The sequence below is a fragment of the uncultured Methanobrevibacter sp. genome (assembly GCF_934746965.1).
GTDB lineage: Archaea > Methanobacteriota > Methanobacteria > Methanobacteriales > Methanobacteriaceae > Methanocatella.
Genome location: NZ_CAKVFS010000001.1, coordinates 79,368 through 93,705, shown reverse-complemented (window position 1 = coordinate 93,705; position 14,338 = coordinate 79,368). Strand labels below are relative to the sequence as shown.

Genomic DNA, 14,338 nt, shown 5'->3' with positions numbered 1-14,338 from the left:
TATTACTTAAAATTAAAGAGAATTATTTAAATATTCCAGTGTTATGTAAACTTTCATCAAATCTATCTATAATTTTATTTAATGTTTTAGAGGATTTACATAATATTCCAAATATAAATAATACAATTGGAAATATACAAAGTTTTAAAATATCATTAGTGAAATTTGGCCAGTAAATTCCAAATAATGTTTCTCTTAAACCTAAAACAGTGTAAGTTACAGGAAGATACGGGTTTATCATGAAAAATATATTGCTAAATGCAGTTGTTACCTCAATTGGATAAATTCCACTTGTTGCAGCTACCTGGAAAACTAATAATACCAGAGCCAAAACTTTACCAATATTTCCTAAAGATGAACATAATGAATACATGACCACCATGAAAGCAACACTAGCTAATATCATGAATAATGAATATTCTAAAGGATTATTAACTTGAACTCCCATTAATAATGTTCCAATTACAACTAAAACTGCTTGTATTATAGCCATTGTTATAAATAATATTGATTTACCTGCAAAAATTTCAGTTTTTTTGAATTCACCATCAATAACAGGTTTGAAACTTAATAGTAAACAAGCTCCTAAACATCCAACCCACAGTGAAAGAGAAACATAAAATGGATAAACACCACTTCCAAAGTTATCTTTTGGATTTTCAACATCTTCAACTATTTTTACAGTGTCAGTGTAATTATTTGTTGTGTAATTTAAAATTTCTTTATTAATATTATCTTGAATTTTAAGTACTGTTGTATTTGTTATAGATGCCATTGATGGGCTGAATTTATCATTTACTAAATATTCCATTTCAGCTTGTTGTGGAGTTCCCATAGCTACACTTGAAACAATTGTTTGAGAATAATTTTCAGGAATTATTAATGCAGCTACATATGTTCCATTTTCAACACCTTTTCTGGCATCGTCTTCATCAACAGTTACCCAGTTAAAACTATCATCATCATTTATTTTATCAACAACTTGTGATCCAAAATCATATTCTTGGTTTTGAACAATAACCTGATTATCATTATTTACAATTGCAAAATCTAAATTATCACAGCATTCTACAGGGTCCCAGAATGCTGCAGTATTACATAATCCATATAATGATGGAATTAACATTATTATAATTAAAGCCAATACAAGTTTAGGATTGTGAAATACAGCTTTAAAATCTGCTTTTGCAATTTTTAATATATTATTTAACATTTTAATTTTCACCTAACTTTTTAAGTATATATCCTAATAAGATATATATCTAAATAAGAAATATATTCTTATAATATATAAATCTTTTTATGAAATATTTTATAAAAAATAAAATAGGATGAAACTATGGACGAAAAAAAATTAGAACCAATAATGGAAGAAATGTTCGAAGAAAACAAAAACATAAGTAAACACGTTATAATCGGATTAACCAGATTCATAATAATCTGGAGAATATCCAAAGGCAAAATACACGGATACGGGCTTATGAAAACTATAGATGAATTCTTTGAAGAAGAAATAAAATTTGGAATAGTAAACAAAGCAAACCCAAGTAGAATTTACCCAATACTTAAAAAATTAGAAAAATCTGAAATAATTATTGGAGAATGGGAACTCCAAAATAACAAAAATATTAAAGTTTATTCAATAACTCCAAAAGGAGAATTATTCCTTAAAACAATGAAAGAAAAAATAAATATATTATCCAAAAAGTCAATATGGAAAGAATTAATTGAAGATTTAAAGAATTAAATAAAGAATTTCCTTAAATCTAAACAACATCTTTTTTCATAACTTCTCTTAAAACAGCTGTAGCATAAGAACCTCTATTTATAGAAAACTCAGTTAAAACTCCTTCATCAGTTGGAATAGCTGAAGCATCCCAAACCTGAATCCTCATAGATCTTCTTAAACCATGACTTCCTAAACGTGGCATTTTAGGAACTTCAAAATCTTCTTTAGTTAAATTATAGCCATCTAAAACTGATTTTTCCATTTCACCAACTTCACCACCAGCAAAAGGCACTTTAGTTCCATATAACAGAGAAGTAGGATTAGCTTCAAAATTATCTATTAATTTCTGATATTCCTCAGGAGTTTTATCATAGACAATTTTTTCTTCATTATCAATGATAATATCCCCTTCAACATATTTATTAATCCCCATAGCAACTCTTCTACTAACTGCATCATTAAATAAGTAAGACTGATATGCATGGACAAACATTCTTTGAAGAGGTTTTGGAAGTGCATGTAATGCATTTTTATAAGCTTTATCATCCAATGGTCCTTTTTTAGCATCTTTAATTAATTCACGGACCATCATTTTTTCATAACGCATTCCTTTACTCATTAATTCTAAAGATTCTTCCAAATTACCATCATCATAAGCTTGTCTTGCTTTTTGATTTTCTTCATGTTCTTCACTTGTAGGATTTCCTATATATCTCCTTACAGCTTCTTTTAAATCGTTTTGAACTAAAGCCTCCCCTACTAAATGAGTATTTGTTCTAGGTTTACCAAACCTCTGCCAACCAAAATAATTAGGAACTCCAGTAACTTCCAATTGTTTTAAAATACTATCAGCTACTTTAGCACTTTCTTCAATATCCTCAATATCACGAATAAGAATTCTAAATTTATTTCCTTTTAGTTGACCCATTCTAAGTTTTTTACGTCCACGAACAACTTTTAAAAAATCAGTTTTATAAATAGTTCCCTCTAAATCTTTAACCTGATTAAACTGTTCCTCAGATTCCATATTAGATATACAAATCCATTGACGAGTACGAGCTTTTTTATCTTTCATTCCTGCAAAGCCCATTCTTTTCCTACTAATATGTAAATCCCTAGCTATATCTAAAACAACATCCAAAGTAGTTCTACCTACCTTTTCAATCCAAATCCAAATATTAGGTCCTTCACCAGTAGGAGTCATCTCAGGGATTTCTTCAACATAAAAATCTTCATATTGATTTCTAATAGTTCCGCCAATCCCTTCTTCATTAGTTACATAAGTATTAGCATTTAACATTATATCACGGATTTTAAAAAAAATTATACAATGCCCCGACCGGGATTTGAACCCGGGGAATAGGATCCGCAGTCCTATGTGTTATCCAAACTACACCATCGGGGCTACATTAAAAATAGTTATCAATTAATATTATGATTTTAATAGTATTTAAAAGCACTGTTTTAGTTGAAGATTTTAGAAAAAAATAAAAATGAATCATTTCTTCAATGATTCTTTTAATTCACCTAATGTAGCCATACCAATATCACAGGCATAAGAAACATTATATAAACTAACATCTTTTATTATTAGATTTTTAGCTATGTTAAATTTTGTTTTCTCAATCCCCTCTTTCATTCCCTTTTTAAATCCTTCATCATATTTTTCTTTACCAAATTCCTCTATTGTAACCATATTAACACCCATATTATTTTCCATTATTATTGAATAGTTCTAATCTTCCTATAGGTACATCAGTTACTTGTGAAATTAATTCTAAAGGCACTTCCTCTTTCAATAGATTTTCAGCTATTTCCCAACTCCTTTTCTCAGATCCTTCTTTAAAACCCTTTTTTATACCTTTTTTTATTCCTTTTTTTATTCCTCTTATTTCACCTCTTTTTTCACCTTTTTGTTCTCCTGCTTCGTATTTTGATTGACCAAACTCTTCAATTAATCTCATGTTATCACTTAATATATTACTTAATTTTTGTCGTGTTTCGTCATCTTCGATGAATTTGTCAACTAATATCCAAGTTAAAGTAAATACAAATTTTGAATTCTCTTTAATGGATTTTCTTAGTTTATTTAGTGTTTGCACTGTTTTTTCCAAATGTTGAGACATTGAGGATTCAATTGTCATTAATGGTGATAATGCAAGATTTATTAATTCGTTCTGGTTTATTTTTTGGTTGTTTTTTATTTTAATTTCAATATTATTTATAATTTCGCTTGCATTATAATCTTTTAGAGATATTACCAGTATTTTAAAACTAGATACAGGATTAATTTTATAATCAATTACATGAGTGTCTTCTACAGTGCTAAATACAATCACATATATTGGTTTATTACCAAATCTAGCTCTATCTTTAATTGCTGTATAAATATTAAATCGTCGTTTATCATCCAAATAAATATGTGTCGATTGAAATTCAAACATTAAAATCATATAATCTAATTCCATAATCAAATCTGCACGATAAGCCTTCAAATCTATTGCCATTAATTCAGTAGGATTAAAATTAACCATTTGAGTTAATAGCTGTTTTGGATTAATATCAAGCATCCATAAAGGAATCATATTAATTAAACTGAAAGCATCACTTATTCCAAGGCCTTTAAAAAACTTATCGAAATGCTGAGTTGCCATGATTTTCACCTAATTAAAATTTAATTTGTAATGAGCAATATAACTTAAAACTTATTTAAAATTTTCTATTTATAAATACAACAATTATTAGAAGTCATTATAAAAAAATAAAGACAAATAAATAATTTAAAGTGAAAACAACACATTACCAAATATATAAAGTGTAATCATAATCTCCATAGCTACGACTAGCTATACTAACATCTTCACATAATGCTCCAGAACTAGCTAATATTTTTCCTCCCAGAACATTGTTTTCCTTAAATTGATAATTTTTAAGATCCAATTTTTCAAATTTTTCACGACATAATTTAGAAACTTCTCTTACAGATTGTTTTGAATTATGGTTGTTACTTAAAATAGTAGAAATATCTTCTAAGAAAACCCTATCTGTAAAATTAACTTTAGCACTTAATATTTCCATTGTGTCTTGAGCTGAATTAAAATCATAAGCATTATTAGAATAATTAGGATTAGGTGTAGAAATTATTGTATTAACCATTAAAATAGCAATTAGTAAAATTAGAATAGCTAAAAATGCATCAATAATATAAAAATATCCCTTTTCATCTTTCATGATATAAGGATTATAATAAAAAATAGATAAAATTTAAAGAAATGTGAAAATATTAATTTTCACGAACGTGTTTTACCACTTTTTCTTTTTTAAGTATTGATTCATCACAAGCTTTTTGGACTTTTTGTTTCATTATTTCAAAGTCTTCAGGAGTTGTATCCCCAACAAACTTCTTAACTTTAGTATAAGCAGCTTCCCTAAATAATGGAACTAATTTTTCAATATTTCCATCTTCTTTAATTAAATTCGGTTCACCAGAATTATCTACTTTACCAATTTCACGTATAGGAACATTATATTTATTTACTGCCTTTTTAACATCTTCAACTATTTCTGGAGGTACAATTAACATTAATGAATCAGTTGAAACACCTAATGGATCAATGTTCAATGTTTCCAACATGTTTAATACTTTTGGAGCCACACAGTCACGAATTTCTTTTTCATAGAATTCTAAACCTACTCCTGTTGTATTAGATATTTCATGAGCATCTCCACGTAATCCACCATTAGTTACATCAGTCATTGCATGAATATCTTTAATTAAATCTGCTTCAAAGAGAGCATGTGATGCTTGAACAAAATTAACATTTAATGTATCCCACACTACATCAAAAAATCCATTATACAATGCAGTTGTTGTAATAGTTCCTCCACCAGAACCTTCAGTAAGTAAAATTACATCACCTTCAGTAGCTCCTTTTCTTGCAGTTGGTGGATAATCTGAAACTCCAACACTTCCCACAGCAGAAACAAACCTATCACCTAAAACCATGTCTCCACCTACACGTAATGTACTTCCAGCAACAATTGGAACATCAACAAGCTCAGATACAGCTGCTACACCTGCAGTAAAATCAAATATTTTACCAACATCCCCATCATCAGCTAAATGAACATCACTTAAAATAGCTACAGGATCTGCTCCCATTACACAAACATCTCTTAATGTAGCTCTTGTAACATGAAATCCTCCTAAAAATGGATAATCACTTAAACGAGAGTGTATACCATCTACAGCAGTGGTTACATATACCTCATCATTTTTAACTGGTGCTTTAACTACTCCTCCATCATCCTGCTGAGAAGGGTTTACTAAGGAAGCAGTGTCTGTACTTGATACTATTTCTGCTATTTTTCTATGAACAAAAAAATCTCCAGCTCCACGAGAACCTACACCCATTTTTCCCATAGCTACATCAGCTTTTGGAATATCAACAATTTCCTTTAAAAAATCATCATCAATAGAATTTAACTCTAAAGTAGTTTTTACTTCATCAATAACTGCTTCAGCCATTTTACAGGAATTTTCTTCAGATAAATCTTTGTATTCCCTAATTCTACTTGCTAAAAGAGTAGTTAAATCTTCATAACTATAATCACCAATTCTTTGTCTTACAAAACCTTCAATATCCATAAAATACAACCTCTTACTTTATAATTCCAAATTAGTAAAATTTTTTAATATTTTTAAACCTGCAATTCCACTTTTTTCTGGGTGAAATTGTGTTGAAAATAAATTATTCCTACTTAATGCTGCAGCAACATCAATTCCATAATTACAAGTTCCTGCAATTATTTCATCATCATCTGGCACAACATGATATGAGTGAACAAAGTAAAAATATTCATTATTAACATCTTCTAAAATCGGACATTTTTTAACAACATTCAACTTATTCCAACCCATATGAGGTATTTTAAGTCCTTCTGGAAGATAACTAGCATGCCCACCAAATAAACCTAAACCTTCAACATTTGGACTTTCATCACTTGAGTCCATAAGAACTTGCTGACCTAAACAAATTCCTAAAAATGGTTTATCATCACTGACATGTTCATGAATTACTTTTTTAAATTCTAAAAGATTTTCCATTGCACTACCAAAAGCCCCAACACCTGGAAGAACCAGATAATCACTACTAGCTATTTTTTCCACATCACTTGTAATTTCCACATCACATCCAATTTTTTTAAATCCATTAGAAATACTTTTTAAATTCCCACTTTTGTAATCAATAATTGTTATCATAATCTTTACTTCCAGTTAATAGCTGATCTGATCATTCCTCCAAAATCAGAAAAAACAATTTCATCAGTTCCTAAAGTTTTTGAGTGAGCATCAAGTTCTGCAACTACATTATCATAACCTAAATCTCTTAATGGTTCAACTAAACGAGGGCCATCTGTAACAGCTATAGATTCACCTTTAATTTCTTCAACAGGAAACGCATGAGGAACACCACATACAACATATAAATCAATAGGATGTTCTTTTAAATAATCTCCAGCAATCTTACCAGTTACAGGATATTCATCTAATCCTCCAGTAATATAATCAATATCTTCTTTTAATTCCTGTTTAATATTAACTGCATGATTTCTAATTCTTGAAAGACCAGTATTTTCATCTAAATTAGCTATAATTATTGGTTTATTATCTGGATTAATTTCACGATAATCAAAGTTTAAAATATCTGCAAATAAATAAGAAGTTTCTTTTTTAGCATTTAACACAAAAGCAACCTTTTTATTATTTTTTAAAGCATTAATAACTTTTTTTGCTACTTCTTCTTTATTATCTCCAAAATTAGGTTGAATATATTTGCCCTGAGCCATCCCCCTAGTTTTTTCTATTTCAGTAGCTTTTTTAAGCATTTCAATTTGACGATCTGCTTCATCTCTTGGAATTACGCCATATTCAACAGCAGAATCTAAAACCATTATTGCACCTTCGGTATTATCCCCTTCACCAAATCCTCCATGAGATTCAACAGGAATAACTGTACAATCTAAATCAGCATTAGCTATTGCTTCTTTTAAGTCTTCACCAATAATCATACTAGCACAAGTACCTACAACACCAATAAAATCTGGTTTAAACATGTCATAAGCTTCTTTTAAAGTATTTTCTAGTTTTTCACTAGCTCCCAAAATAAAATCATTTTCAGCCATTGCAGTAGTTAAAACACGTACACCATCACTTTCTAAAAGTCTGCCAGTTCTAAAACAACAGCCATGAGGCCCATGCATAATAATAACATCAACATTCATATCTCTCAAAGTATAAAGAGATGCAGCTATTGGACTTGGTCTTGGATGCATTTTTTCACCTATCAAATAAATTTTTTATATAATAATATTAAATTTTCTTAATTTATAAAACTTAAAGATTTAATAATATAAACAATATAATAACTAAAGTATACAAATTATGTTAAATAAAAATAAGGAGATAAAATGAATAAAAATGTTGCAATTATTCTTTCAATAGCTGCAATACTTATTACCATAACCTGTGTTGGAGCTACTGTAATCAATAGTGATGGAGATATGAAACAAAATACATTTGACGGACTAAAAATAAATGTTCCTCAAGATGCTGATTTTATACAAATACAAAATGGATTTAAAGAAAACACTTATGGAATAACAATCCAAACCTTCAAAGATAACCAATCAATGGTTAATTTCTTAAATGGATTACAAGGCGCAAAAATTGTATCCTTAACCGACCAACCACCTCAATCTGTTGCATTTACTCAAAATGATACTACAAACATCTTAGTAACTAATGGAAAAGAGGGAATTTGTGTTGGTGCTCCTGATCAAAAATTAGTACTTAAAATGGCAAACAGTGTAATTTTCAGTAATGGTCACCCATCTGAAAGAAACCACGGAGTTATGGGAGTAGGGCAAAAACATCTAGACAAAGATAAAGATTTCAACATTATGATTGGACTTATGATTATAGTAAATAATACTGAAATTAATATTGACAATTATACTACTGCAATCTCCACTACAATTAACGAAACCAATACACTTATAGATAATAATTTCGACTTTAACAATGACATAAACTCAAACCAAAACTTGGAAAATACAAGTGAAGACAATAATCTTGACGAAGAAAGTCTTACACAACAAGAATGTGAGCAAATGGTAAATGACTATTTACAAGGCACCAATTGTGTTATAAGTGGTGTAAGTAATAATGGTGGAGTATATGTTTTCAATATTGTAGATAATGAAGGTCATGATGCAGGAACAATAACTGTTGATTCACAAACTGGAAACATGAATACAAATAGTTTTGAAATACCTGAAGAAGAACCTGAAGAAGATATGTCCCCTAATTTAAATTCAGACACCATGGGTGATTTTGACCCAAGATATGAATATTATATGGAAATGTAGGGGTATCCAACCCCCAATATTATCTTTTTGTAGAGGAATAATATGAATTTAGATTCAAAATTAGCAGAAGAAAAAATTAGACAATACCGTGTTTTTAAAAGCTGTTCCCAATCAACTCTCATGGGACTTTGTGAAGTAGCCAACCATCCAATGAGTCAAGCCAGATTATGCACATTAGCCAGTGGTTTTTCAGGAGGTATTGGAGGTACTTTTGATGAAGGAACATGTGGTGCATTAACTGGAGCATTAATGGCATTGGGATTTTTAGAAGATGATGAAATTAAAGTAAAATTAGATGCTAAAAAATTATATGATGCTTTTAAAAAAGAATATGGATCAGTTCAATGTGGTGTAATTTCAAAAAACGGAGAAGATAAATCTCCATGTGTTGACTGCTGTGTTTATGCAGCTAATGAAGTAATAAAGTTATTGAAATAGCTATTCTTTTATTAAACTAAAAATATCAGTTTATTTCCCAGTTAGCCCATTAATATTAAAATAAACTATATATTTTTTACACCATATGTTTCAATATAATCTTCTTCAACAACATTCAATAATTCTTTAATAAACTCTGACATGTTTTCTTCTTTAATAGAAACATGTGAATTATTTTTTTGATAGACATATTCTTGAGCAAATAATCTACTAATAAATTCAACATCTTTAAAATTTAATATTAACACATTTAATTCATCATCTAAATCTTGAAATATTCTCTTAGCTGTGGTTCCCATTCCTAATTTTTTAGCAAAAGATTTTTCAAGATTTACTTTTTTTTCATCCATTTTAACCTCATCACAATTAGAAAATATTAAAAAAGAGATTTATACATAAAATATTGCATGGAGAGGTGATTATCCTCTTGTAACAATACTTATAACATCTTTATCTTGTAATTCATAATTTGCAGCAATTCTCATGTTTTTACGTGCATCTACTGCATGCATGAAGTTATCACCAATATCTGAATGAACAAGATAAGCCAATTCTTTAGGAACCGCACCTTTAGGTACTAAAATTCCATCAGGCAAAACATTTCCTTTTTGATCAGTGTATTTATGTTCATCTTGAACTGGATAAACTACAATCATATTAAGTAAACCAAATACAGCTTCATTTAATGCTGTTTGAATACCTGTTCCACCATATTTCTCTAAAATATTTGTTCTAATATATTCCAAAGCTTTAATTTGATTATCAGATAATTTATCTTTTTCTAAAATTTCAAAATCTGAATCACCAGGAGTATAACTAATCAAACCTGCTTCAGCTGCTCTAACTAATGCTATCTCAGATTCTGCAGATGCTGGTATAACATAAGGATATTTTTCCTGCATTCTTTTAATATTTTCTTCAGCAGTTGGTAAATCTGCTTTATTAGCTACAATAAGCATTGGTTTAGCTATATGTAATATATTACGTATAAGTTCCATGAAATCTTCTTTTTCCCATTTAGTATAATCTGGATTAACTTTTCTTTTAGCTTCAATAATATCCTCCAAGCTTATTCCAGTACCAGATAATTGGTCAAAAATAACTTTAGCAATATCTAATTTTTCAGCTTCAATTTTACGTACAAGTCTAACCCAATTCCTATTAAGAATTCCATACATCCACATTACTATTTCATCTTCTAGAAATTCAATATCATCTAAAGGATCATGAGAACCAGGTTCTACACTTTGACCTTCAGCATCAGTAGAACCTGAAGCATCAATAACATGAATAAGAACTTTAGCCTGCATTAAATCATCTAAAAACTGATTACCTAATCCTTTACCTTCATGAGCTCCAGGAACAAGTCCTGCAACATCTATTAATTCAACAGGCAGTAATCTTTTTCCATCAATACATATGGAATTTCTAGGATTACAAGTAACATTTAATTCTTTACAAGGACATTCACTAATAACATGAGCAACAGCTTTATTAGCATCAATAGTAGTAAATGGATAGTTAGCCATTTCTACACTTGAAGAAGTTGCAGAGTTAAAGAATGAAGATTTTCCAACATTTGGTTTTCCAGTAACTGCAATTTGAAGCATAATATCACAATAAAAATAAATAATTACTTATATATTTAAGTTTTAAATTATATAAAACTTAATACAAAATTAAAAAAATATAAGTGAAATAAAATGGACAACAACAAACCTTCTGTTCTAAAAGTTCGTCAAGGTTTACAGGAATTTATGACTCAATCAAGAGAAATAAGCTTTGGAACAGAATTTAGTAAAGAATACTTTGACCTTGTTAATGTAGATATTGAATTAAATAATTTAGACTTAGCATTTAATAATTATAAAATTGTTAATTTAACAGACATCCACATTGGACAATGGTTAACTCCAGAGTATTTAGATGGAGTTGTTGATTATGTAAACACTTTAAAACCAGATATGATAACATTAACTGGAGATTATGTTTCATATATTTTAGAAGGATATGAAGAAGACCTGAAAAATTCTTTTAAAAAATTAAAAGCAAAAGATTCAAAATTAGCAGTTTTAGGAAATCATGATCATTGGCTTGGAGCTAAAGAAATAAGAAACATACTAAAAAAAGCCAATGTTAAAGATTTAAGTAATGATGTTTACACGCTTAAAAAAAGTGGAAAAAAAGACAATGAAGAAAAATTACTGAATATTGGTGGAGTAGACAGTTATACTGTTGGTGCTGATGATTTAAACTGTGTTTTAAATAAATTACCACAAGAAGGTCCAGCTATTTTACTTGCACATGAACCAGATTTTGCTAAAATATCCAGTGAAACTAAAAGATTCGGACTACAAATCTCTGGACATTCACATGGAGGGCAATTTATCATTCCAGGAACTAATATTACACCATTCAGAGGTCCAAAATCAACTAAATACCCTGTTGGAAAATATAAAGTTAATAATATGATTCAATACACCAGCAGAGGACTTGGAACAAATATGTTCTGGATGAGAATAAACTGTAAACCTGAAATAACTCAATTCAACCTAAAAAGTCGCGAAAAACAAAAAATAAAAATTGAATAGATTACTATGGGAAAAACTAATACCACCAACATCAATAAAGCTAAGACCATTATAACTCCAATAATAATTGGAATAACAAACATATTAATAATCATAGCTATGTCCAGAATTAACAAAGATTTTGTTATAGGGCACTGGACAAATGCGATAGTTATAATAGTTTTACTAACCTTCATAAATGCATTGCTATGGCCTATTTTTACCAGAATACTGATGAGATTTTTTATTGTAACATTTGGAATAGGTGCTCTTTTTTTAAATGGACTTATGTTTTACGCAGTAGGCTATATTTTACCAAATGTTAAAATAAGCTTAGGAGATGCATTAATTGCTACATTAATTACAAATATAGTTACTACACTCATATTTAACTTAACAAATATTGATTTTTACAACAATTATATTATACAAAGACTTTCCAAAAAAATTAACAATAAAAAAATAGTTAAACGAAAATATCCTGGATTAATAATGCTTGAAATTGATGGATTAGCTAAAGAAATCTTAGAAGAAGCTATTCAAAATGGACACATGCCCACACTAAAAAAATGGATTGAAAATAAAACACACTGCCTAAAAGGATGGGAAACAGATCTTTCAAGCCAAACTGGAGCTAGTCAAGCAGGAATTTTACATGGAAACAATGAAAATATAATTGCTTACAGATGGGTTGAAAAAGAAAATAACAATAAAATTATAGTTTCCTCAAATTTTTCACATGCTCCAATAATTGAAAAAAGTGTATCTAACGGTAATGGTTTATTAAGTAATAAAGGAGCCAGTAGAGCTAATATGTTTAGTGGAGATAGTGACGATTTTATATTTACTTCATCTAAAATTATAGAACTTAAAAAATTATACAATAAAACCTGGTATTCCGTATTTACCACTTCTTACAGCTTTCAAAGAGTATTTGTATTATTTTTATGGGATATTCTTAAAGAGTTAAAATCTCAAATAGTTCACAAAGTTAAGGATATACATCCCAGAATGCACAGAGGAATTGTATATGCTACTCTAAGAGCTGGAGGAAATGTATTTTTAAGAGAAGTAGTAACTGAAACATTAGTTGGAGATATGCTTAATGGAGAAATAAATGCAGCATATGCAACTTACGTAGGGTATGATGAAGTAGCTCACCACTCAGGAATACGAGATAACGATGTGTGGGATGTTTTAGAAGATATAGATTTAGAAATTAATCGTTTACAAAATGCAGCAAGTATCTCTAAAAGACCATATGAATTTGTAATACTTTCAGACCATGGACAGGGAAATGGAGCTACATTTAAACAACGATATGGAATAACATTAGGTAACTTTGTAAGAAGATTCCTTCCAGAAGATATGAAATCATTACAAATAGACGAAGATTTAGACCACTTTAAAAACTCATATATTCCTAAAAATGAATCTATTGAAAATATAAAAGAAAAAGTAGATAGTATAAAAGACTATGATTTATTTAATGAACATGAATCCTTACAAAACTTAAAAGAAAAAAGTATGGATTTTTTCAAAATTGATGAAATATATGGAAATAAACAAATACAAAATCTTAGAAAAAAATATAATGATAGCTTAGATTACATAAAAGGGCATGAAGCATCACAACATACTACTAAAAAAGCATCTGACTCTGAATTAATCGTTTTAGGTTCTGGAAATTTAGGTTTAATTTATTTAACACAATGGCAAAATAGATTAACCTATGAAGAAATAATAACATTATTCCCTGACTTAATTCCTGGACTTGTAAAACATCCTGGAATTGGATTCATATTAGTTGAATCAATAACTAATGGTGGAATGGTTATTGGAGAAAATGGAATTTATTATTTAGAAAATGATGAAATAACTGGAGAAAATCCACTAGCTAATTTTGGTGAAAATGCTGCAAGACACCTTAAAAGACACAATACATTTAAACATATGCCAGATATTCTTGTAAACAGTTTTTATGACCCTGAAAGTGGAGATATCTGTGCATTTGAAGAATTAATTGGAAGTCATGGAGGGCTTGGTGGAACTCAAACTAAACCCTTTATATTATACCCATCTAACTGGGATTGTCCTAATGAACTAATAGGAGCAAAATCAATATACAATTTCTTAAAAAATGGAATGGAAAAATTAAAAGAGGAATAAT

The 14,338-nt window shown here is 29.0% G+C and carries 15 protein-coding genes and 1 tRNA gene; 5 read left to right on the top strand and 11 right to left on the bottom strand.

What is annotated here, in order from left to right; genetic code table 11:
- Window positions 1-22 precede the first annotated feature (22 nt).
- Complete coding sequence (locus Q0984_RS00390) at window positions 23-1,213, bottom strand: YhgE/Pip domain-containing protein (RefSeq protein WP_299521904.1); 1,191 nt, start codon at window positions 1,211-1,213, stop codon at window positions 23-25.
- 126 nt (window positions 1,214-1,339) lie between these two features.
- Here Q0984_RS00390 and Q0984_RS00385 point away from each other — a divergent pair, with 126 nt between their 5' ends.
- The gene (locus tag Q0984_RS00385; protein ID WP_299521902.1) at window positions 1,340-1,747 is read left to right on the top strand and encodes a PadR family transcriptional regulator; all 408 of its coding nucleotides are present in this window, start codon (window positions 1,340-1,342) and stop codon (window positions 1,745-1,747) included.
- 19 nt (window positions 1,748-1,766) lie between these two features.
- Here Q0984_RS00385 and truD read toward each other — a convergent pair whose 3' ends face one another.
- The 8 genes from truD to cfbD form a co-directional block, all read right to left on the bottom strand.
- A complete protein-coding gene (gene truD / locus Q0984_RS00380; RefSeq protein ID WP_299521899.1) occupies window positions 1,767-3,029 on the bottom strand; it encodes a tRNA pseudouridine(13) synthase TruD in 1,263 nt (420 codons plus the stop codon).
- A gap of 31 nt (window positions 3,030-3,060) precedes the next feature.
- Window positions 3,061-3,134: transfer RNA gene (locus Q0984_RS00375), tRNA-Arg, on the bottom strand.
- A gap of 93 nt (window positions 3,135-3,227) precedes the next feature.
- Window positions 3,228-3,425: a hypothetical protein gene (locus Q0984_RS00370; protein ID WP_299521896.1), complete on the bottom strand. Its 198-nt coding sequence runs from the start codon at window positions 3,423-3,425 to the stop codon at window positions 3,228-3,230.
- Window positions 3,426-3,438: 13 nt separating this feature from the next.
- Window positions 3,439-4,383, bottom strand: a complete 945-nt coding sequence (locus Q0984_RS00365) for a hypothetical protein (RefSeq protein ID WP_299521893.1) — start codon at window positions 4,381-4,383, stop codon at window positions 3,439-3,441.
- 145 nt (window positions 4,384-4,528) lie between these two features.
- Window positions 4,529-4,960: a hypothetical protein gene (locus Q0984_RS00360; protein WP_299521890.1), complete on the bottom strand. Its 432-nt coding sequence runs from the start codon at window positions 4,958-4,960 to the stop codon at window positions 4,529-4,531.
- A 52-nt stretch (window positions 4,961-5,012) separates the two neighbouring features.
- Entirely contained in the window at window positions 5,013-6,377 is a 1,365-nt protein-coding gene (locus Q0984_RS00355; RefSeq protein WP_299521887.1) for an AIR synthase-related protein, read from the bottom strand.
- Window positions 6,378-6,395: 18 nt separating this feature from the next.
- Window positions 6,396-6,992 (bottom strand): imidazole glycerol phosphate synthase subunit HisH, encoded by a 597-nt coding sequence (gene hisH / locus Q0984_RS00350; RefSeq protein WP_299521885.1) that lies wholly within the window; start codon window positions 6,990-6,992, stop codon window positions 6,396-6,398.
- A 5-nt stretch (window positions 6,993-6,997) separates the two neighbouring features.
- A complete protein-coding gene (gene cfbD, locus Q0984_RS00345) occupies window positions 6,998-8,065 on the bottom strand; it encodes a Ni-sirohydrochlorin a,c-diamide reductive cyclase catalytic subunit (protein WP_299521882.1) in 1,068 nt (355 codons plus the stop codon).
- A 135-nt stretch (window positions 8,066-8,200) separates the two neighbouring features.
- Between cfbD and Q0984_RS00340 the strand changes: the two genes are divergently transcribed.
- Window positions 8,201-9,160 (top strand): hypothetical protein, encoded by a 960-nt coding sequence (locus Q0984_RS00340; RefSeq protein ID WP_299521879.1) that lies wholly within the window; start codon window positions 8,201-8,203, stop codon window positions 9,158-9,160.
- Window positions 9,161-9,202: 42 nt separating this feature from the next.
- Entirely contained in the window at window positions 9,203-9,598 is a 396-nt protein-coding gene (locus tag Q0984_RS00335) for a C-GCAxxG-C-C family protein (protein ID WP_299521876.1), read from the top strand.
- A 65-nt stretch (window positions 9,599-9,663) separates the two neighbouring features.
- On the opposite strand, the gene Q0984_RS00330 is transcribed toward Q0984_RS00335, so the two are convergent.
- Together Q0984_RS00330 and Q0984_RS00325 are read right to left on the bottom strand one after the other, a co-directional pair.
- Window positions 9,664-9,948: a hypothetical protein gene (locus tag Q0984_RS00330; protein WP_299521873.1), complete on the bottom strand. Its 285-nt coding sequence runs from the start codon at window positions 9,946-9,948 to the stop codon at window positions 9,664-9,666.
- Window positions 9,949-10,017: 69 nt separating this feature from the next.
- A complete protein-coding gene (locus tag Q0984_RS00325; protein WP_299521870.1) occupies window positions 10,018-11,208 on the bottom strand; it encodes a redox-regulated ATPase YchF in 1,191 nt (396 codons plus the stop codon).
- Window positions 11,209-11,301: 93 nt separating this feature from the next.
- On the opposite strand from Q0984_RS00325, the gene Q0984_RS00320 reads away from it, so the two are divergent.
- Both Q0984_RS00320 and Q0984_RS00315 read left to right on the top strand, forming a co-directional pair.
- Window positions 11,302-12,189: a metallophosphoesterase gene (locus Q0984_RS00320; RefSeq protein ID WP_299521867.1), complete on the top strand. Its 888-nt coding sequence runs from the start codon at window positions 11,302-11,304 to the stop codon at window positions 12,187-12,189.
- 6 nt (window positions 12,190-12,195) lie between these two features.
- Window positions 12,196-14,337, top strand: coding sequence for a phage holin family protein (locus tag Q0984_RS00315; RefSeq protein WP_299521864.1), 2,142 nt, complete (start codon window positions 12,196-12,198; stop codon window positions 14,335-14,337).
- The last annotated feature ends 1 nt before the right edge of the window (window position 14,338 follow it).